We start from the raw sequence: 20,121 nt of genomic DNA on the forward strand, positions 1-20,121 counted from the left end.
TAGAAGAAAGTACCTTAGAAAAATTTTCATACGATTGTGGATAAAAAGACAGTTACGCCATTGGTGATTATTTTAGCTTTGATGTTTATTGGTTTTGGCGATCGCGTTCTGCCCAAACCCTTAAGTACAGCTAGTTTCAACACCCGAACCGCTTTGAATAATTCTTTACTGGGATTATTTCCCACTAAGAAACCGAGGAATGTTTACGAGCGAACTGAAAAAGCGATTGAACAAGAGGAAAAAGGAATCAAATAGTCAATGGGTAATGGCTTAGGGGAAGATGTTTATTCCCATTATCCATTACCGATGACAGGGCGTCAGAGCGCGTTTATAAAGAAAAATGAAAGTTATCGGCGAGCCGGTTTTTCCCATATAAAACTTTACACATACTCGCTAAACAGCAATACTTTCCGGTTAGTGCTGCAATCCTTGGGGAGAAGCTGAATTAAAGCATCAAAAGAATAAATTAGGATTGCAAAAACTTAAAAACCCGCTTTCTTTAAAGAAAGCGGGTTTTTATCCAAGGTAAGTTTCCTGTCTAACTGCTTACACTTTCTTCAACCAGCTAAACATTGCCCGTAAATCTTTGCCAACTTCCTCAATAGGATGTTCAGCTTCCTGACGCCGCATCGCTGTAAATCCGGCTTTTCCAGATTGATTTTCTAAAACAAATTCACGAGCAAATTGACCCGATTGAATTTCTTGGAGAATTTTCCGCATTTCGGTGCGGGTTTGGTCGGTGACAATCCGAGGACCACGGGTCAAATCGCCATACTCAGCAGTATTGGAGATACTGTCGCGCATTTTGGCTAAACCGCCTTCCACAACCAAGTCAACAATCAGTTTGACTTCATGGAGACATTCAAAATAAGCCAATTCCGGCTGATAGCCAGCAGCAACAAGCGTTTCAAAACCCGCTTTAATCAGCGCACTTAAGCCGCCGCAAAGCACAACTTGTTCGCCAAATAGGTCGGTTTCAGTTTCTTCCCGGAAAGTGGTTTCTAAGATTCCGGCACGAGTACCGCCGACACCTTTCGCGTAAGCCATCGCGCGATCGCGTGCTTGTCCCGTGGCATCTTGATACACCGCAAATAAACAAGGTACACCTTCACCCTGTTCGTAAGTGCGTCGCACCAAATGTCCTGGCCCCTTCGGTGCTACCATCACCACATCTACATTCTCAGGCGGGACAACCTGACCAAAGTGAATATTGAAGCCGTGGGCAAAGGCTAATACCTTTCCTTCGGTTAGATGCGGCGCAATTTCATTGGTATAAACTGTTCTTTGTGCCTCATCAGGCAGCAGAATCATAATGAAATCAGCCGCTGCGGCAGCATCAGCGACCGTGTGGACAGCTAAACCAGCTTCTTTCGCTTTTTGAGCCGACTTACTACCCGGATACAGCCCGACAATGACATTCATGCCACTATCTTTGAGATTGAGGGCGTGGGCGTGACCTTGAGAGCCATAGCCGATGATAGCAATGGTTTTTCCGCTTAATAAATCTAAGTTGGCATCGTTGTCATAATACATCCGGGCCATAGGGGCAACTCCTTGGAGCAAGCATCTTGAGTAGTGCAAACTCTTAATTCTATCAAACTACGTCAAGATAACCCTATGCTTAGAAAATTGGTAATGGGTAATGGTTAGGAGTCGCGAGTCTTTGGTTTGTTGCGACTGACTCATCACCGATTACCCATTCCCTATCCGTCAGGACTTCACTAATGTCCACTCTAAAATGTCAATTGGTGCTTCTTGAAGTGCTTGCGTGAGTTCCGCATTTGAGTCAAATTTCACTTGTTTGAGGTAGCACGCTTCCACATTCACCGTAAACTTTTCCTCTGCAAAAGGCCAAGGTTGCACGGTGAGATTCCCATCGCTACGCTGCACCACATCATAGCGCTTTCCGTCTGGCCCCTTGCTAATTTCTAAAGCCCGCTGACCCGCAGGCAACTCGTGGTTGCAGAGGATGAGTGAGAAGCGATCGCACCATTGCATAAATGCATAAGCTTTATCGGCTTCCTTTTGGGTAATCTTCAACCCCTTAATCCATTGCTTTTGATGCTCTTTTTGCTCATCCAGAAATTTGTCCAATTCTGGCGACTCTCCCCGTTTCCCTTCATTGAGAAAGCTGGTATGCATCGAAATCAACAAAGCTACCCAGCGTCCTCGGTAGCGGGAATTCTGCGTCAGTGTAGCCAGCTTTTTGAGATCCGTTTTCTTGTCGAGGGTAAAGTCCAAGGGTGCCCCCGCTTCAGTGAGGTGATTTCCTTCCCACTCGCGTTCTAAGTCGTCGTGATGGGAAATTGCCGCCACCGTCTCGATCAAGCGTTCTGGGCGATCTTTTTGGTGCCAGTGACCCGCTATTTGAGCAGCTAGCAAGGCATGGGCGCGATGATAAATGACTTCCCAACCATTTTCAACTAAGTTAGCAATCACGAAAAACTGTCCTTTTTTCCTCGAATTCTCGATCTAGTGTGAAGTAAATTAACAAAGCACGTATCTAGCTTAGGGAAGCCGTTAGATGCGATCGCGCTCATCGGATTAGAGAAAGTATCGTCGCCCTTTCCTATCACCGCAACACCCTGTGTTGCATAAACCGCAACAATCAGCGTGCCCCTTTTTTCAGTAAGGCATACTGGCAATAACTAAATTGGGGGTTATGCAATGAACGGCTCACTTCATCCAAAGCTAAAACCTTCTTTATTCTTAAGCGCCTTGCTGGGAGGCATCGTTTTAACCAGTTGTGCCTCTTCTTTTGAACAAAAGACACAACTGGCGCAACTCGCGCCTACCGCCCCAAATTCAGAGCCAATGGCAAATTCAGCAGCCGAAGCCGGAGCCGTTCGCTCCCAAAACATAGCAAGCCCTGCTGGGGCGAAGGCTCAGGTGCCGAGACAGCGCCCCCAATTGATCAAAAACGCCGAACTATCGGTGAGTGTCAACTCCATCGAAAAAAGTATTGAAATCGCCTCAAAAATTGTTAAACAACAGCAGGGCGACTTGCTAGGATTCCAAGATCAAAAACCCAAAGACGAAAACGCCCGTCACACTGCATCCATGCAAATTCGGGTTCCTCAAGAGCAGCTCGAAACCAGTCTCGATTTCTTAGCAAAACTGGGAACCGTACAGCGCCGCACCCTCACCGCTGAAGATGTTACCGATCAACTCGTGGATAACGAAGCCCGACTGCGGAACCTGCGGAAACAGGAAAGCACCTTACTCAAAATTATGGAACGCTCCGGCTCAGTGGGGGATGTCTTGAAAGTTGCTAACGAACTCAGCAACGTGCGGCAAAATATCGAACAGCTGGATGCACAATTGAAAAGCTTACGCAGCCGAGTCGCCTACTCTACCATTACCCTAACTTTAGAAGAAGCGATCGCAGGTATCCCCCCAGCGCGACCTTTGGGTTCAGATGTTCGGGAAACTTGGAACCAAGCAACTCACTCTTTGGGCGAACTCACCACCAGCTTGATCCGGTTGGCGATTTGGTTAGCAGTTTTCAGCCCGTTTTTGCTGGTGTTAGTGGCGGTTCCCGTTGGCTATCAGCGCTTCAAACAGCAGCGATCGCAATCAGCCCCTCAACCGTCCGAACCCCCGCACGCCGGTTAATCTGCGGGTTTGTCAATCTTAATTTTAAGAATTGGGGAAACTGCTATTCGCCCCGAAAGACCGTTAAAACAGGACGAATCCAGAACGACACAGATTTATTTGTACTTAACGGTACGACACGTTTGCTGCTGGGGATGGCAAGATGGAAGGCGAAGCGGAAGCGTTGCTAGACAGCTGTATGCCAGAATTGCGAGTATCAATTGCTCAGCACTATCACGAGCGGACTAAATACGATCCCCAGACGCTCGCCTCTAAGAGCCAGGGGCTGGACTGGGAGCGTCAACCAGTGCCTTTTAAAGACTACAAAATTGGCTCAACCTATGACCTGAAGCCCTATTTAACAGAAATACCAGAGGCGTTAGTAGATGAGGGCGAAAAAACCCAAGCATGGCGTCGCCTGTCGCGGCTGCTGTTTTGCAGCTATGGCTTGACGGCTAAAGTAATGACAATGGGAAATCCGATGTATCTGCGGGCAGCCCCCTCCGCCGGGGGGTTGTACCCAGCGGAGATTTATTTAATTTCCCGTGGGACGCCGCTTTTACCACCCGGACTCTATAACTATCAGCCTCAGAGCCATTCTTTAATTCATTTTTGGGAAAGTGATGCCTGGAAAGCGCTGCAAACAGCTTGTTTTTGGCATCCGGTGTTAGATAGTACCCAATTGTGCCTCGTCACCACAGCCGTCTTCTACCGTTCTGCTTGGCGCTATCAAGACCGAGCTTATCGGCGAATTTTTTTGGATACGGGGCATCTGCTGGGCAATATTGAGCTAGCGAGTGCCCTGAATGACTATCGCCCTCACTTAATTGGGGGGTTTGCGGATCGGGCAGTGAATGAGTTACTTTACCTCGATCCAAAGGAGGAAGGAGCAATTTGCGCGATCGCTCTGGCAGACTTGCTGGATGTGAAACAAAACTTGCCCCTCAGTCCGACTGCATTGCCCTCTGTCACTCAAACGGACTATCCTAATATCCCCGATGGTGAATTGCTCGGCTACTGCCACCAAGCGACGCAGATTGAGGAAACCCAGCAGATAACGGGCAAGACGCCCATCTCACAAGATGTCCTGCAACCGCCAACTCCCGATGATAAATACAACTTTCCCTTCTGTCTCAAGGTTTCAACCGTCACGACGCCAATTGATTGGGCAGCAAATTTGCACGACTTGGAAACAACCATTCTCAAGCGGCGCTCGACTCGTGCCTACACGGGTGAAGATCTAACTCTAGAGGAACTGAAAGCTTTACTAGATTTCACCTACCAACCCCAGCACTACATCGACCAAGGTTTAGATAGCTCTCCAGACTATTTTGATTTAAATTTAATCGAAACCTTTATCGCCGTGTCTGGGGTAGAAGGACTGGAGGAAGGCTGCTACTATTACGCACCGAAAGCTCAGGAATTGCGGCAAATCCGCTTTAAAAATTTCCGCCAGGAATTGCACTATCTGTGCCTGGGGCAAGATTTGGGTAGAGATGCGGGGGCGGTGCTATTCCACACAGCAGATTTGAAAACAGCAGTGGCGCAGTATGGCGATCGCGTTTATCGTTATTTACACATGGATGCCGGTCATTTAGGGCAACGGCTGAATTTAGCCGCCATTCACCTTGGTCTAGGCGTCAGCGGCATCGGCGGCTTCTTTGATAACCAGGTGAATGAAGTCTTGGGTATCCCTGCTGATGAAGCGGTTGTGTACATCACCACCTTAGGGCGTCCGAGATAAAGGCAAGTAAAAGGCAAAAGGAAAAAGAAAAAATCGTTGTAAATTTTAAGATTGCCCATTGATTTTTTCAATCTCAAATCTAAAATTTCTTTTTCCTTTTGCCTTCGTTAATTAGGCATTTCATAGAGGAAAAAGAAGATGGCATGGAACCCGGAAACGGTCGAAAATAAAATTGGCCTCCGTTTCAAAGACAAGAACCTACTCCGCCTCGCCCTAACCCACACCTCCTTTGCCACCCAAATCGGCGAATCTGGGCAAGACAATCAGCGGTTAGAATTCCTCGGCAAGGCGATTCTCAACTTCGTGGTTGCTGACTACCTTTACGAACGCTGCCCCTATCTAGAGGTCAGCAAATTTTCAGTTTTGCAAGACAAGCTCGTTGAGGGAGAAAGGCTGACCAAGCTTTGGTTCCAATTAGGGTTAGGAGAAGACCTGTTGCTGGGTTCGGGTGAAGACTGGAACCTGCTGCGCCAGAAGGTGAATAACCCCTTTAAAGATGCATGTGAAGCGTTATTAGGTGCAATGTACCTCGATCGTCGTTTCTCGCAGACGCAGAAATGGATCGTCAAGCACTTAATCGCTCCGGTTCTGGAGCATCATCTTCAGAACTTGAAGGAGCGTAAGCAGCCGAATAAACAGTTAGAATTTTTGGGCGACGGGATCATCAATGCTGCTGTCTCCGATTACCTGTATCGCAAATTTCCCCACATTCGTACAGGCATTCTCTCCACTTTGCGAAAGCAGCTGATCAACTCTCACAAGTTAGCTCAATTGAAGTCTCATCTGAGGTCGGAAGACTCAATTTTACTAGGGCGAGAGTCGGAAAAAATTGGCAGTTTATCGTTCAAGGCAATATTAGGGGAAGTCTACAATTACCATGAACGTAGCTTCTCTGATACGTGTAATTGGTTTAAGCGCTTTATCCAAGAAGATGAAGTTTTTCTTCTGGCGATCCCGTTACTTCTGGAAGACGGAAAACACAAGGAGTGGATTATCAAGAAAGTCATGGGATATGAAGGTCAGCGATACAAAGAAGGCGTAGAACGCTTTAATCAGCTGATGGAGCGGGAAGTTTCTTAAAAAGTCAGGACTTACGCACGAGTAACGGAAAAATGAACCGCGTTTGCGGAGCCTGCGCGTTAGCGCTTAGGCACGAAGGAATAAGAGTTTGAGAGAGTTTTTGCGTAAGTCCTAAAAGTGCTAGATACTGTTAGCGTAGCGGCGTACTTGCGGACTGATCGACTTACTCTCTCTTCCAGGAGCAGTCTGGAAGAGAAAATATAGAGCGGATATACGACCTTTGTAGTGCGGAAACTGCCTTGTGCGGGGGTGCTGTAGATGTTGATATCAGATAATCTTGGAAGGTGACTCGGTAGAATATCTGCTACCTAATGGCAAGTCAGCCAGGTAAATCCGTGCTGTGAAATCGCTGTTTTCCAGGGCAGCGGGTCCCACAACCCGCTGCACATTCCGGAATGACTCGGTATATCGAATATTTCACAATCATGCGTCCAGGGCGATTACAACGGCTCCATACGACGGCGCTGTTACCTGTGATGTCGCCGCTAGCAACCCCAAACGGGATTTGCGGACGCATCTTATCCGATGTCACAATAGCAGGGGCAGCGACTTGTGCTTGTCCAGATTTTGATAATAAATCTGCGGCAACGATCCCGCCTCCAGTCAGGGTACAGCCAAGTAGAAACCGACGACGGTTCAGCCGCGATCGCAGTTTTCCTTCCATGAATTGAAAATTATTAGTTATAACCGATACATAGAGTTGAATAAAAATCGGAACCCAAACACGACTCTGTATGCTTACGTATAAGGATGTTGACCGGAATTTGGCTTCTCCGTATTTAGACGGATATTTACATAATCTTTACAGCTTTTCTGGAAAAACTCGGAGGAACTTTGAAGATTAAGCAAAGATGTCCGTTGATTGATCATCGGATTTCAGAGCGATCGCTTAAAATATAACGGAAAGAAACCGGAAAAATTACGTGTATTTACGTAAACAATTTTTAGACTCATAAGCGAAAATGAGCGGAAGTAGATAAGTTTTATCTAACCAAAGGCAATTCGACTTGGGGTGCGCTGATTTTTTTCCCGCGAACATTTGAACCTCGTAAGTAGGTAGGAGTTATGACTACAGTTCTGGTGGTGGAAGACAGTCACACGCAACGGGAGATGATCTCACGCCTCCTTCAAGAGAGCGGGCTGAGTGTTACTGTGGCTTGTGACGGTGTCGAAGCGCTGGAGCAAATGGAGGGCAATTGTCCGGATTTAGTGGTGCTAGATATTGTGCTACCCCGGATGAATGGCTACGAAGTTTGCCGTAAAATTAGAGCCGACTCCAAAACCCAGAAGGTAGCTGTGGTGATGTGTTCAGCCAAACGGGAAGAATTCGATCGCTACTGGGGAATGAAGCAAGGCGCAGATGCCTATATTTCTAAACCTTTTGAACCCCACGAGCTAGTCGGAACCGTTAAACAATTGCTGCGAGAAACAAGTGTGAGGAACTAAGTTGGGCAGAGGGTGAGCAATGCCTTACTCTCCTCGTCCATAAGTTCGCTGATAAAGCCGCGATCGCACGCGGTTACACATGATTTCGTCTAAGCAAAGCCATCCCCATTCTGGCTTCAAGTGAGGTCGCTTGTTTGGGGTAATAATTATCATTGAATGGGCAATTAGACCGAGTTGGTAAACGACGATCGGCAAACGTGACTCTGGCAGCAAATGCATCGCAAAGCTGCACACAATCAAACTATAATGCCGGTCGTTGAGAATTCCAGAGGCAATGTCCTCAAAAGTATAGGGTTCAGCTTCTTTACCCGTGCGATTTAAATAGGCGTTGTAGGTATAGGGATCGATGCCATCAATGTTGGTACATCCTAAACTTTGCAGCGCTAAAGTTACTTCGCCACTGCCACAAGCTAAGTCTAATACTTTGTGAAAATCTAGCTGCCACTGACTGGCTGCAAGTTGCAAAACTTTTTGAATGGCGGATTCTTGAGGATTTCGGTATTCATCTCCAAATTGTTCGTAGAAACCTTGGACGCTATATTGTTCGTATCCTTTCCGAATCGCTTGGCGCTGGTTAGAAGAGGTAGATTTTCCTGAGTTTTGCTTGTGCTTGTGCATAATATTAAATTGTCTGTATTGTGATTATGCCCTCAGCTTGAATGGGGTTATACAAACAATTAGCCCTACCTACGGGGGCTACAGAATAATGCATTTTGGTAATAGAGACTTCTGAAAACCCATTCCCAATTATCCATTACCTATTTCCCAATACAAAATCGGCTAAAAATGCGATCGAGAACCGATTCTGTGACTTCCTCTCCGGTGATTTCTCCTAAAGCTTGAATGGCACCCCGCAAGTCAATTGTCCAGAAGTCGAGAGGGAGTTGATCGGTAATCGTAGCCAGCACTTGTTCCAAAGAAGTTTTAGCCCTCGTTAGCGCCGCTGCTTGCCGCTGGTTAATCGCTAAATCCAAGTCGGCTGCCTTGAGGTTGCTGGTGTGTACGGCATCCAAAATGGCTTCTTCTAGGGCGTCAATGCCGTGGTTGTGGGCGGCTGCGGTGGGTACAACCCGGTGAATGGTGTCTGGGAGAGAAAATTTGGGAATCTCCCCAACCAGGTCAACTTTGTTAACTACTAAAATGAGGGGGCGGTGTTGTACCTGTTCGTAGATTTCTCCATCGGCGGGCGTCCAACCGGCTTGGGCATCAATGGTGAGTAGTACTAAGTCAGCGGCTTGAGCGGCATCGCGCGATCGCTCAACCCCAATCTTTTCCACCACATCAGCGGTATCCCGAATCCCAGCAGTGTCTAGCACTTGCACGGGAATTCCACCGACGACCAGAGTCGATTCTACAACGTCGCGAGTGGTGCCGGGAAGGTCGGTGACGATGGCGCGATCGCTCCGACTCCAAGCATTCAGCAAACTCGATTTCCCGACGTTGGGACGCCCGACAATTGCCACTTTTAAGCCAGTGCGGAGGAGTTCGCCTTGTGCGGCAGTTGCCAAGATTTTTGTAGTTTCTGCCAATATCTGCTCGATTTGGGCGATGATATCCGCTTCATCCAACGGTGGCAAGTCTTCCTCAAAGTCGATTCGGGCTTCAATTTCTGCCAAGATGTCGAGGCAAGTGGTACGCAGGGAGCGAATCGGCTTTTGCAACTTCCCTTGCAACCCGGCAAGCGCTGATTGAGCCGCTTGAGGCGATTTCGCTCCCACGAGATCGGAAATACTCTCCGCCTGCGTCAAATCCAAACGCCCATTCAGAAACGCCCGCAGGGTAAACTCTCCCGGCTGTGCTAATTTTGCCCCCGCCTCCAAACACAGCTGCAATACCTGCTGCACTGGCATAATTCCGCCGTGGCAGTGGAACTCTACCACATCTTCGCGGGTGTAGGAGCGAGGCGCTTGCATCATCAACAACAGTGCTTCATCTACCACATCATGCGTCTGGGGATGGCGCACATATCCGTAGAGGATGCGGTGAGATTCCCACTGCTGCTTCCCTGGTGCGTGGAAGAGGGTACGCGCGATCGCGATCGCTTCCGCTCCCGATACGCGCACAATCCCCACACTCCCCTGCTGGGGAACAACAGCGGTAGCGATCGCGGCGATTGTTCCCCCCTGCACAAACGTTTCAGACATCTTGCCTTGAGATTCGGGTTAAATGAAAAGCTTATCAATTTCCATTCTGCTGTAATAAAGTGGAAGAATTACCAGAATTCTCAGAAGTTGTGCAATTAGTTTCTTCCCAGGCTCTTGAAGCCTATCAAAAAGTCGTTAAGCCTTATGAGGGTTTATTGGGAGTTGTCATTGGGCTAGCGATCGCTGACACTGCCATACACTTAATCCCGGCTTTTTTTCAGTCGGGTTTAATCGAATTTGCAGTTAGTTTATCTCTCGCGATCGCTGCCTGTTGGTTGGGTTCTCGCCTGTTTAAGCGGGTTTTTGATATCTATCTCTTAGATGCTGCGATCAACAGCGGACGTAAAATCAATAGCGAACTGCTAATTCTGGCTAAATTAATTGCTAATTTCATTATTGTATTTTTGATTATCGTTATTTTTGCCGAAACTCATAAAATTAATATTTTTGGTTTAGTAGCCAGTTTAGGGATTGGCGGCTTAGCTGTTGCCTTTGCTGCTCAAAAAACTTTGGAACAAGTATTAGGAGGCATTGTCATTTATCTCGATCGTCCCTTTGTTGTCGATGACTATATTGGCTTGCCAGATGGGATTTTTGGCAGAGTTGAGTCAATTGGCTGGCGTTCCACCAGAATTCGCACCTCTGGCAAAGGAACATTGGTAATCGTACCGAATAGTTCCTTAACACAGGTGAATATTGAGAATTTTTCGGGTGCCAAGAAAGTTATGGCTCTCATCTACTTAAACTTCGACCGAAAAATTGAGAACGAAGAACGTGCCTTAATTCGTCAAGTCATCTTAGACAGTACAGAGGATATTTTTGGAATCGACTCGCGCAACACCGAAGTTACATTTAAAGATTTGAGCAAGGATAGCGAGAGCAAAACGCAAGCACAAATCACTTTTTTTATCTTAGGTTCTAGCGAAGTGTCGATGGGATTGCGGCGTCAACTCCTCGATATTGCGAGTCAAAATATTACAGATAAATTGAAATATTACGGGATTGTCTTCGACATTGAAGAACCAACAATTTATGTGGATTCACCCATTACTATCTAATCTAAACCTTGCCGATATTCGTTATCAGGTTCTTCAAATTGATATTTCCAAACCCCTTATTTTCTTGCTGTTTGTCCTCCTGTCTTTGCTATTGGGACGATACACACCTGGGATCAGCAAATTAATCGTCCGCCGCTTTGCATCGGAGAAAGTAACGAGTATTTATGAAGACTTAATCGAGCCAATCAAACACTTGTTTAGAGTGGCGGGTACATTTATCCTTATCTCTCTTTCTCTAACCTGGATTGAAGATTATCAATCCCTTTATAAATTAATCAAACCTTTTGTAGATTTAGCTGTCATTGTTAGCGTAGCTTGGTTAATATCCCGGTTGTTTCGGCAGTTTATCCGAATTTATGGAATTGATATACTTGGGAAATTTAGTCGAGATTTTGATGAACTGATTTTGGTAATTGAGACTTTAGTAAATGTTGCGATCGGCTTCATCGCCATTCTGGCTTTTGCTCAAAGTCAGCAATTCAATTTAGTTGGCTTGATGGCAAGTTTAGGCATTGGTGGATTGGCGGTGGCGTTTGCGGCTCAAAAGACTCTAGAGCAGCTTTTAGGGACGATTGTTTTGTATTTAGATCGCCCTTTTGTTCCTGGGGATTATATTCGTCTGCCTTCAATTGGCAATGTACCTGGAGGTTTGTTTGGTCGCGTTGAATCGATTGGTTTGCGCTCTACTAAGATTCGCACGGCGGCTAAAAGTACGTTATATATTGTGCCCAATTCCACATTGGCAAATTTAGAAATTGAGAATGTGACGATGGGCAAGAAGGTAATGGTTTTACTTTATCTAGATTTTTTTGGGTTACTAGAAGATCGGGAACAGGCGCTAGTACAGCAAGTCATTAATCAGAGTACAGACTCTGTGTTCGGGATCGATCCAGGTAGTACAAATATTACTTTAATAAATAATGCGGAAAAGCAAACAACGAGAGCGAGGGTAACGTTTTTTATTCTGGGTTCCAGTGAAAACTCGATTCAACTGCGAAAGCATCTACTGGAATTGGCGAACGAAAAAATCTCCAAGCATCTGCTCGAGTATGGCATAGAGTTTAAGATGCAGGAACCAACAATTTATGTGGAGTCACCAGTGACTCTTTAATGACGCTTATACAGTTATGACTAGATAGGTCATCCTAGAGACTGCCAGCGCGTTAGTCATCTTGCAGGATGCTCCTCTTTCAAGCGGTGATGGCTGTCCACTCTATCGACTGATTGTTGGGAACCTCAAATCGAATAGCAGTAGTCGCCCAGTTTTTAAAATCAGGTGCCATCCGAGTCAGCTTTTGCAGAATTTCATCGCTCACCCACAACACTAGCGGAAAAGCGAACTGCTTGCGGAACTGATTCCGGACGAGGTTCGTCGAGGTAAGTACTTGATTAATGTCCACCACAGACTCTAGACCGAAGACCATCAAGGCTTGCGGCTGCCGATCTTCAATTGTTTTTTGAATCGTTGTATAAAGCGTCTTTACCGAAGGATGCAGGACGAGTTCTTGAATTTCGACCGTGGAGATTTCTTTTAGCAGCTTTGCCATTTGCTCTTGTAACTGGGGATAGTTACAAGACACCAAAATCAGCGAGAACTCACCTTGAGAAAGCGCGATCGCCTTGGCGAGTCTTCTGAGCGAGCGCTTGTGGTTTGCCTGAACATCTTCTGAATCATAAAGGTCAGTCATGGCGAGTACCAAAGGGAGTTTAATTAACATTTTTTCAATCTAAGTTTCTTTTTGCTTCCTTATATCGGGTGATTTTGGGAGCGTTCGGTCGATCGCGTCCTAACAGGACAATGACTGCTATCTTTTCGCTTCGTGATCTCTATCACTTAATTTAAGTGATCTCAGCTTGCCTGTCCAAAGGTAGCTAGAACAGTGCTGAGCTTGGATTGAGAGTCCTATAGGGGTTGTTGAATGTATGCGTACACCCGGTTATTTGCTACACAGGGGCATTCGGCTTTTCCCTTAACAAGGAATAAAATGTAATAAAACTTAACATATCGTTATAGTTCTTAAAGTCACAAGTGCTGGCTCTGGACATGGAATGCCAACGGCTCGATCGGACAACACTACGATGTGCTAAGAGCGCTCTTACTTTGCTGGATGTTGGCGGCATACGAATGTCCTAGACCTTACGTATTTTATGAAAAGCCGCAACTCTAATTTTTGAAACTACCTACAGCTTGTGTCTAAGTGAAAGAGCTTTATGCAGAAAATCCATAAGGATTGATTGCCACTATGCAAACATTGCACACCTACCTGATAAAACTACCGAAAGAATGAGAAATTGCTGACAAAGCAACAGCAGCAGACTCGGCTCTTTTTGAGCGATTTAGAAACAAATCTGCCTCTTCCTTGGCTGTATAAATGAAAACTGTAGCAGAGGAGACAGCAGCTTTGGGGGATTTATTAAGTAATCTTCAGCTTTCTTAGCCAAAACCAGCCTTATAGTAGATGCGAATACGCAAAAATTAGTAGATTAAGCGATAGCGAAGCGCCGACCTGTCGGTTCGCCTTTCCACATTTGAACGTCAAGAAAGCGATCGCGCCTCTACTTCAAGAAGGCTTCTGTTCCCCTGAAAGACGGGTTTTCCCACCAGAACGGACATTGATGACGGTACGGGCGATCGCGCCGGTAGCCGGAATTCCCATGAGTTCGCGATCGCTATTGTGTTTTTCACTCACGGTCATCCCATCCGCCACGACGGCTGATAATAAAGACTCGATCCTGCCGAGTGCTGCGAGTACCAAAGCCGGATTGATCGGTTCTCGAATTAATCCAAAATCATTCCAGTAGGGAATCCCTTGCGGCATCGGCAAGGATTGGGGAATAGCTCCAATTGTGGGCACCTTGAGATGGAAATAAGATGCGATCGCGATCGCTAAAACCAATCCTATTAATGAACCCGGTATCGTGCGATTATTACTCCAATTTTACTCTCGTCCCTGAAGACATTTCCCCTTGTTTCTACTAACCAGTCAAAAAGTTTAACGCTGCCTAATTGCCGGACGATGTAGGGTACATTTTGCGGATACCCAGGTATTGAGAAGGGCAGGTACAAGACCTACCCCGCCATCCTTTCAATCATCAGCCACTTCAAAACTTGTATGCTGGTTGTACTTGCAGCATCCTTCAAGGGAGCGATGGCGATTTTCGATTCCCAATGATTTCCATGACACCACAACCTTTACCCAGTCAACTTGCTGCAACCTTTGCCGAAATGCCCAAGTCATGATTTGTGGTTCCATAATATTTGGGGAAGTTTTCGTACACCCTGATTGAGGTAGAGATTGAAATACGCTGTCAAACGACTTTTTACGAGCTTCGCAGACGGGCTAGTTTGGTTTAGCCGTGCCTTTGGGCGTCAAGCTTGGTTTATCTTCCTGGTTGCCTTTAGCTTCACCATGACGCTGGTAAACCCTGCCGCATTTGCTCAGACAAAATTTTTCGATGTGGAAGGACTTTGGGCGCAACCCTGTATAGAACAGTTGGCACAAAAGCAGATTATTAGTGGCTACCCGGATGGAAGTTTTCGACCAAAGGCACCCGTAACCAGGGGTGAATTTGCCGCGATGGTTGGCAAAGCTTTCCCCAATACAGCGGACGTTCGTAGCGGCGGTCAGTTTGCGGATATCCCAGCAAATTCCTGGGCGGTAGATGCAATTCGTAAAGCCTATCAAAAGGGATTTATGTCGGGTTATCCGGGTGGGGTGTTCAAACCGAACGAAAAAATCCCGCGATCGCAAGCGTTGGTATCTTTGGCGAGTGGTTTGAAGTATTCGCCTACTCAGGCAGTGAGTAGCACTTTGACGGGGGCATTTACCGATGCAACGGCAATTCCTAGCTATGCGCGGACTGCGATCGCTGCTGCGACCGAAAAACAAATCGTGGTCAATTACCCCAACGTCAAGACACTCAATCCCAATCAGCTAGCCAGTCGTGCAGAAGTTGCAGCTTTCTTGTGTCAAGCCACCGGAACTGCTGGATTAGTCCCTTCCCAATACATTGTTAGCGCTGGGACGCCGCCAACCGCGCAGTCCGAAGAGATTCGGGGGGTGTGGCTGACGAATATTGATAGTGACGTGTTGTTTGAGCGCGATCGCCTTAGCAAAGCCCTGCAACGCCTCGATGAGCTAAATTTCAATACCGTTTATCCCACCGTTTGGAATTGGGGTTACACCCTATATCCCAGTGCTGTAGCCCAAAAAGTCACCGGGCGATCGCTCGATCCCACCCCAGGCTTACAAGGACGAGATATCCTCAAAGAAATCATAGACCAGGGACATCAAAAAGGCATGGGAGTCATCCCCTGGTTTGAATTCGGCTTCATGGCACCTGCTGATTCTGACCTCGCCAAACGCCACCCCGAATGGCTACTCAAAAAACGCGACGGTTCTCAAACTTGGAAAGAAGGAACGCATAACCGAGTTTGGCTGAATCCAATGCGTCCCGAAGTGCAGAATTTTATCCAAGATTTAGTCGTCGAAATTGTTAGCAAATACGATGTTGACGGCATTCAATTCGATGACCACTTCGGCTTTCCCGCCGATTTTGGCTACGACGCCTTTACCGTCGAACTGTACAAGAAAGAAAACGGTGGGAAATCTCCTCCCGCCAACGCCCAAGATCCTCAATGGATACGCTGGCGGGCTGACAAAATTACTGCCTATCTGAAACAGTTGTTCAAGGCCGTCAAAGACCGCAAACCCAACGTTATTTTTGCCCTTTCTCCCAATCCCCAAGAATTTTCTTACAACTCCTTTCTAGCCGACTGGCAGAAGTGGGAACAGCAGGGGCTGATTGAGGAACTGATCGTCCAAATCTATCGAGATGATCTGAGCCGCTTCATTGGGGAATTAGAGCGCCCAGAAGTCAAAGCAGCAAAGCGCCATATCCCCGTCGCCATCGGCATCCTCAGCGGCGTGAAACCTCACCCGGTTAAGGCTGCACAAATTCAGGAGCAAGTTGCAGCGGTTCGTCAGCGCGGATTTGCCGGGATGTCATTCTTCTTCTACGAAAGCTTGTGGAATATGACCCCCGAAAAGCCAGACCTCAGACAGGCTGCCTTTAAAGGACTCTTTCCTACGTCCGTAGAGCGACCAAATCTTTTGGACGGGTGGAAAGCATCTCGTTAGGAATTAAGACTAAATAACCGGGAATCATTGCCGTTTTGTAGGGGCATGGCAATCAAAAAGCCCCTACGCGGTTTATAAATCCCCTGAGAGTTTGTATCGCCGGTACGGACAAGAAATTTGTTTTTCTTAGCTGTTGGGTACTATTACTCATCATTGACAGGGGATTTACAGCCAAGTACGGTAGAATGCTGACGAGCAAAGCACAGCTCAGTAAGTAGCAGTAAAGCCGCGACGAGAGCGTGTGGCTGTGTAGCCGGGGCAGGAGTGTGGTGGTGAAAATATCGCTTTTAGATAGGTTACGGCTGGGCGTAGCAGTCGGGACGGCAAAGACAGTGACGCAGCTGGTGCGCTTGCTGCGTTTGGGGGCTGCTAGTGTTTTACCGGGAGAAATTGCCGGACGCATTCAGCCGCAGCTGTTGTCCCTGCTGTCTGGTCAAGTAAAGCACGGTGTGATTTTCATTGCGGGGACAAATGGGAAGACAACGACATCGCTGCTGTTGCGGACAATGCTAGAAAGTCAGGGATGGCGCGTTGTTCACAATGCGGCGGGTGCCAATCTCATGAATGGATTAATCACCGCACTGCTGACCAACACCAATTTAATCGGTCAGCTCAACGCTGACTATGCAATTTTAGAGGTAGATGAAAATATTCTGCCGAAGGTTTTGCCGCCAGTTCAACCAAAATTGATTTTGTGTTTAAATTTATTTCGGGATCAGCTGGATCGGTACGGGGAAGTGGATACGATTAGCCAGCGTTGGCAGAAAGCGATCGCCCAATCCAAAGATACGGTAGCGATCTTAAATGGCGATGACCCCACCTTGTCTTATCTGGGTCAGCAGTTATCGCAACGAGTTTTATTCTTCGGTTTAAGCGAACCTGAAGCTTATCTTGACGAAATTCCTCATGCAGTAGATTCTATATATTGTCCCCGGTGCGGACATTCTCTCGATTATCAGGGCGTCTACTTATCTCATCAGGGCGATTATCGGTGTCCTAGCTGTGGCTTTGAAAAAGGCCCCTTGGCAATCGATAGTCGCCAATGGCCTCAGATTCTGATTGGGATTTACAACAAATACAACACGCTGGCGGCTATTTTAGCGGCGCAAGAAATTGGCGTTGATACCGCAAATATCCTGGACACGATTAAAAACTTCCATGCAGCGTTTGGACGGGCTGAGGAATTAGAAGTCGCCGGGAAAAAGGTGCGGATTTTGCTATCAAAAAATCCCGTAGCGCTGAATGAAACCATCCGCGCAGTAAATCAGCAAAGAAGCCACGGCGGTTCTTCCACAACGCTGATGGTGCTAAACGATCGCACCCCAGATGGGACTGATGTCTCTTGGATTTGGGATGTAGACACCGAAAAATTGGTAGAACAGGGAGGAACGGTGGTAGTCAGCGGCGATCGCGTTTACGATATGGCGCTACGCCTGCAATACAGCCAAGCAGACGAGGAACATGGCTGCAAACTGATCGTGAAAGAAGATTTGCAAGAAGCGATCGCCACTGCTTTAGAACACACCGCCACCGGCGAAACCCTGCACATTCTACCGACTTACTCAGCGATGCTAGAAGTCCGAGGTATTTTGACGGGGCGAAAAATTCTGTAGATGTTAAACGCTCTCGGTACGCAGAAAGTAGCCTTCCTTTGCGTACCTCTGCGATTTCCTTGGCGCTACTTTGCGTTAAAAATCAAAAAATTTGACTGTCACCATGACCGAACAACTTGAACTCACAATTGGCTGGCTTTATCCGACGCTGATGAGTACCTACGGCGATCGCGGTAATGTCATCTGTTTACAACAACGTGCCCAATGGCGGGGGATCAAAGTCAACGTCATGCCCTTAGATCGGGACGCCCCCGCAGAGCAATTTCGCCAAGTCGATGTAATCGTGGGTGGCGGCGCACAAGACCGACAGCAGGAAATCGTCATGCGCGATTTGCGCCAAGGCAAAGCAGAAGCGATCGCTCAGAAAATTGAAGCAGGAACGCCTGGGGTATTTACTTGCGGATCGCCCCAACTGCTGGGACACTACTACGAACCCGCCTTAGGGCAACGGATTGAGGGATTGGGTTTGTTAGATTTTGTCAGCAAGCATCCGGGGCCAGATGCCCGTCGCTGTATCGGGAATGTCGTGTTTGAGATCACGGCGTCGCGATTGGCGGAGGATTTGCGAAAGATGTCGGAGGATGCGCCTTTGGTAATCGGCTTTGAAAATCACGGCGGACGCACTTATTTAGGTGAGGTGGAACCCTTGGGACGTGTGATTAGCGGTTATGGGAATAATGGGGAAGATGGGATGGAAGGAGCATTTTATCGGAATGCGATCGCGACCTACTCTCACGGTCCTCTTTTACCCAAAAATCCCTCGATTGCTGACTGGCTCATTCAAACTGCACTTGCAGAAAAATATCAAACGCCAATTTCTTTAAAACCCCTAGATGATGTCTTGGCAATGCAGGGGCGAGAAGCGATGTTTAAAAAGTTGGGCGTCAAGGTGCCAGCGGTTTCTGCACAGCGGGGATCGAGAAATTAGTACGGTTCTGACTTGAACTCGGAACCTCACCAGCGGTTTCTGCACAGCGGGGATCGAGAAATTAGTACGGTTCTGACTTGAACTCGGAACCTCACCCCCAACCCCTCTCCGTCAACGGCTATCCATTAGTCACATCTTTCTTAACAAAGGGACAAACAAGATAGGAAGGGATTTCCGAGAAGTAAGTTGGTAGAGATAGTGACAATTCAGGAAATTCATGGTGCTACAAGATTTGAATGGAGGACAACAAGCATGAATAGAAAACTTAATGGAGTAATTTCCAGGTAGCCGCGATATCATGTAATCGCCGCAATCCTCGCCAAATGGTTTGAATTCCCGGCTCCCCATCGCTTTTTCGTCCTAAAAAGCCAGCCAACATTGCAATCATTCGCACGGCTTCTCGCAAACAAGGTGGCTGGGTGGGTGGAATGGGATTTTTATTAATAGTGGCGCACAAAGACTGCCATTCATAGGTTTCTAAAACTGTCTCACAGGGCTGCATTGGATTGCATCTGGCTTCATAAGTTAGCCATAACAAACGCCACGCTACAATTGTATAGGTGGCTAGTGCCATCTCAATTCTCCGAGCCGTTTCCAGTTGTAATTTCTCAATTCCACAACCACTTTTTAATGCGTAGTGATAGCGTTCTATCAACCAACGGTAAGTGTACCAGCGAACGCAACGGGCTGCCTCCTCTAGCCGATTAATCTCCAGGCTAGTCATCAATAACCAACTAATTGGCTGAATTCCGGATGGCGGGTTTTCTTCTGATGCCAGAATTCCTTGTAACTTCACAGGTTTGAGCCGGGAACGCCCAATGTAATGTAACGGGACAAGGATATCGAAACTTGTGAACCGAAGTGTGAGTATGGCCTTTCTTGCTCTAGATTCTGGACTACGTTTAACTTCGACCGTGAGTTGACCACCAGGTGGAATTTGACGAATGGCAAGATGAAGCTATTTGGCACAATGGTCTACTTTTCGATTATGAGTCCCGCGAATTAATAAATGGGAATTTTCCGGACGTTTCTGGTTAAATAAGTCGAATATATCGGCTTCTGAGTCGGCAACTGTCACCACTTGAATATCTGCTGGGATCAACTTTTGGGTGATTTCTAATCCATCTAACCAGCGTTGGCTTTCTTTTTGTTGTGTTTCCCGTTGACGACGTTTTTTGGCGATGCCTAGATTTTCGAGTTCTCTGACCCACACCTGCTGGTCAATAATTCCCGGTAGTCCTAAAGATGTAAGGATAGGAGAGATACCGTTCCATCAGAAGCACTATGTCTGATTCCCAACCAACTTGCCCGGTTTGTCAGTCAACTCATGTCGTCAAAAACGGCAAAATCCATAACGGTAAACAGAACTTTAG

17 protein-coding genes and 2 pseudogenes are annotated in these 20,121 nt (G+C 47.1%); 10 read left to right on the forward strand and 9 right to left on the reverse strand.

Annotated features, from left to right (window positions below):
- Window positions 1-36: 36 nt before the first annotated feature.
- A complete protein-coding gene (locus H6F50_RS09870) occupies window positions 37-255 on the forward strand; it encodes a hypothetical protein (protein WP_190428575.1) in 219 nt (72 codons plus the stop codon).
- A 291-nt stretch (window positions 256-546) separates the two neighbouring features.
- Here the strand turns inward: H6F50_RS09870 and ilvC are convergent, their stop codons facing one another.
- Complete coding sequence (ilvC, locus tag H6F50_RS09875; protein WP_190410160.1) at window positions 547-1,542, reverse strand: ketol-acid reductoisomerase; 996 nt, start codon at window positions 1,540-1,542, stop codon at window positions 547-549.
- A 168-nt stretch (window positions 1,543-1,710) separates the two neighbouring features.
- Complete coding sequence (locus H6F50_RS09880; protein ID WP_190428562.1) at window positions 1,711-2,439, reverse strand: DUF3891 family protein; 729 nt, start codon at window positions 2,437-2,439, stop codon at window positions 1,711-1,713.
- A 228-nt stretch (window positions 2,440-2,667) separates the two neighbouring features.
- On the opposite strand from H6F50_RS09880, the gene H6F50_RS09885 reads away from it, so the two are divergent.
- From H6F50_RS09885 to H6F50_RS09895, 3 genes are all read left to right on the forward strand, one after another.
- Window positions 2,668-3,615, forward strand: a complete 948-nt coding sequence (locus tag H6F50_RS09885; protein ID WP_190428563.1) for a DUF4349 domain-containing protein — start codon at window positions 2,668-2,670, stop codon at window positions 3,613-3,615.
- A gap of 178 nt (window positions 3,616-3,793) precedes the next feature.
- Window positions 3,794-5,338, forward strand: coding sequence for a SagB/ThcOx family dehydrogenase (locus tag H6F50_RS09890; RefSeq protein ID WP_190410178.1), 1,545 nt, complete (start codon window positions 3,794-3,796; stop codon window positions 5,336-5,338).
- Between the two features lie 138 nt (window positions 5,339-5,476).
- On the forward strand, window positions 5,477-6,418 hold the full coding sequence (locus H6F50_RS09895; protein WP_190428564.1) for a ribonuclease III domain-containing protein: 942 nt from the start codon (window positions 5,477-5,479) through the stop codon (window positions 6,416-6,418).
- Window positions 6,419-6,737: 319 nt separating this feature from the next.
- On the opposite strand, the gene H6F50_RS09900 is transcribed toward H6F50_RS09895, so the two are convergent.
- On the reverse strand, window positions 6,738-7,082 hold the full coding sequence (locus H6F50_RS09900) for a hypothetical protein (RefSeq protein ID WP_190428565.1): 345 nt from the start codon (window positions 7,080-7,082) through the stop codon (window positions 6,738-6,740).
- 401 nt (window positions 7,083-7,483) lie between these two features.
- Here H6F50_RS09900 and H6F50_RS09905 point away from each other — a divergent pair, with 401 nt between their 5' ends.
- On the forward strand, window positions 7,484-7,864 hold the full coding sequence (locus tag H6F50_RS09905; RefSeq protein WP_190410155.1) for a response regulator: 381 nt from the start codon (window positions 7,484-7,486) through the stop codon (window positions 7,862-7,864).
- Window positions 7,865-7,888: 24 nt separating this feature from the next.
- On the opposite strand, the gene H6F50_RS09910 is transcribed toward H6F50_RS09905, so the two are convergent.
- Both H6F50_RS09910 and mnmE read right to left on the reverse strand, forming a co-directional pair.
- Window positions 7,889-8,482, reverse strand: a complete 594-nt coding sequence (locus H6F50_RS09910; protein ID WP_190428566.1) for a class I SAM-dependent methyltransferase — start codon at window positions 8,480-8,482, stop codon at window positions 7,889-7,891.
- A 140-nt stretch (window positions 8,483-8,622) separates the two neighbouring features.
- On the reverse strand, window positions 8,623-10,008 hold the full coding sequence (mnmE, locus tag H6F50_RS09915) for a tRNA uridine-5-carboxymethylaminomethyl(34) synthesis GTPase MnmE (protein ID WP_190428567.1): 1,386 nt from the start codon (window positions 10,006-10,008) through the stop codon (window positions 8,623-8,625).
- Window positions 10,009-10,067: 59 nt separating this feature from the next.
- On the opposite strand from mnmE, the gene H6F50_RS09920 reads away from it, so the two are divergent.
- Complete coding sequence (locus tag H6F50_RS09920) at window positions 10,068-11,066, forward strand: mechanosensitive ion channel domain-containing protein (RefSeq protein ID WP_190410152.1); 999 nt, start codon at window positions 10,068-10,070, stop codon at window positions 11,064-11,066.
- Complete coding sequence (locus H6F50_RS09925) at window positions 11,041-12,177, forward strand: mechanosensitive ion channel domain-containing protein (RefSeq protein ID WP_190428568.1); 1,137 nt, start codon at window positions 11,041-11,043, stop codon at window positions 12,175-12,177. Before H6F50_RS09920 ends, H6F50_RS09925 begins: the two co-directional genes overlap by 26 nt.
- Window positions 12,178-12,256: 79 nt before the next feature.
- Here H6F50_RS09925 and H6F50_RS09930 read toward each other — a convergent pair whose 3' ends face one another.
- From H6F50_RS09930 to H6F50_RS09940, 3 genes and pseudogenes are all read right to left on the reverse strand, one after another.
- A complete protein-coding gene (locus H6F50_RS09930; protein ID WP_242028965.1) occupies window positions 12,257-12,784 on the reverse strand; it encodes a hypothetical protein in 528 nt (175 codons plus the stop codon).
- 861 nt (window positions 12,785-13,645) lie between these two features.
- Window positions 13,646-13,987 (reverse strand): annotated as a pseudogene (locus H6F50_RS09935) (SulP family inorganic anion transporter); the annotation flags it as partial.
- 165 nt (window positions 13,988-14,152) lie between these two features.
- Window positions 14,153-14,320 (reverse strand): hypothetical protein, encoded by a 168-nt coding sequence (locus tag H6F50_RS09940; RefSeq protein ID WP_190428569.1) that lies wholly within the window; start codon window positions 14,318-14,320, stop codon window positions 14,153-14,155.
- A gap of 42 nt (window positions 14,321-14,362) precedes the next feature.
- Here H6F50_RS09940 and H6F50_RS09945 point away from each other — a divergent pair, with 42 nt between their 5' ends.
- The 3 genes from H6F50_RS09945 to H6F50_RS09955 all read left to right on the forward strand — a co-directional run bounded on the left by H6F50_RS09945 (window position 14,363) and on the right by H6F50_RS09955 (window position 18,748).
- A complete protein-coding gene (locus H6F50_RS09945) occupies window positions 14,363-16,207 on the forward strand; it encodes a family 10 glycosylhydrolase (RefSeq protein ID WP_190428570.1) in 1,845 nt (614 codons plus the stop codon).
- 278 nt (window positions 16,208-16,485) lie between these two features.
- Entirely contained in the window at window positions 16,486-17,820 is a 1,335-nt protein-coding gene (locus H6F50_RS09950) for a MurT ligase domain-containing protein (protein WP_190428573.1), read from the forward strand.
- A 103-nt stretch (window positions 17,821-17,923) separates the two neighbouring features.
- Complete coding sequence (locus H6F50_RS09955) at window positions 17,924-18,748, forward strand: type 1 glutamine amidotransferase (RefSeq protein ID WP_190428571.1); 825 nt, start codon at window positions 17,924-17,926, stop codon at window positions 18,746-18,748.
- A gap of 265 nt (window positions 18,749-19,013) precedes the next feature.
- On the opposite strand, the pseudogene H6F50_RS09960 reads toward H6F50_RS09955, so the two are convergent.
- Window positions 19,014-19,988, reverse strand: a pseudogene (locus tag H6F50_RS09960) (IS4 family transposase); the annotation flags it as partial.
- Window positions 19,989-20,121: the final 133 nt, after the last annotated feature.

It is taken from the genome of Coleofasciculus sp. FACHB-712, assembly GCF_014695635.1.
Classification (GTDB): domain Bacteria; phylum Cyanobacteriota; class Cyanobacteriia; order Cyanobacteriales; family FACHB-T130; genus FACHB-T130.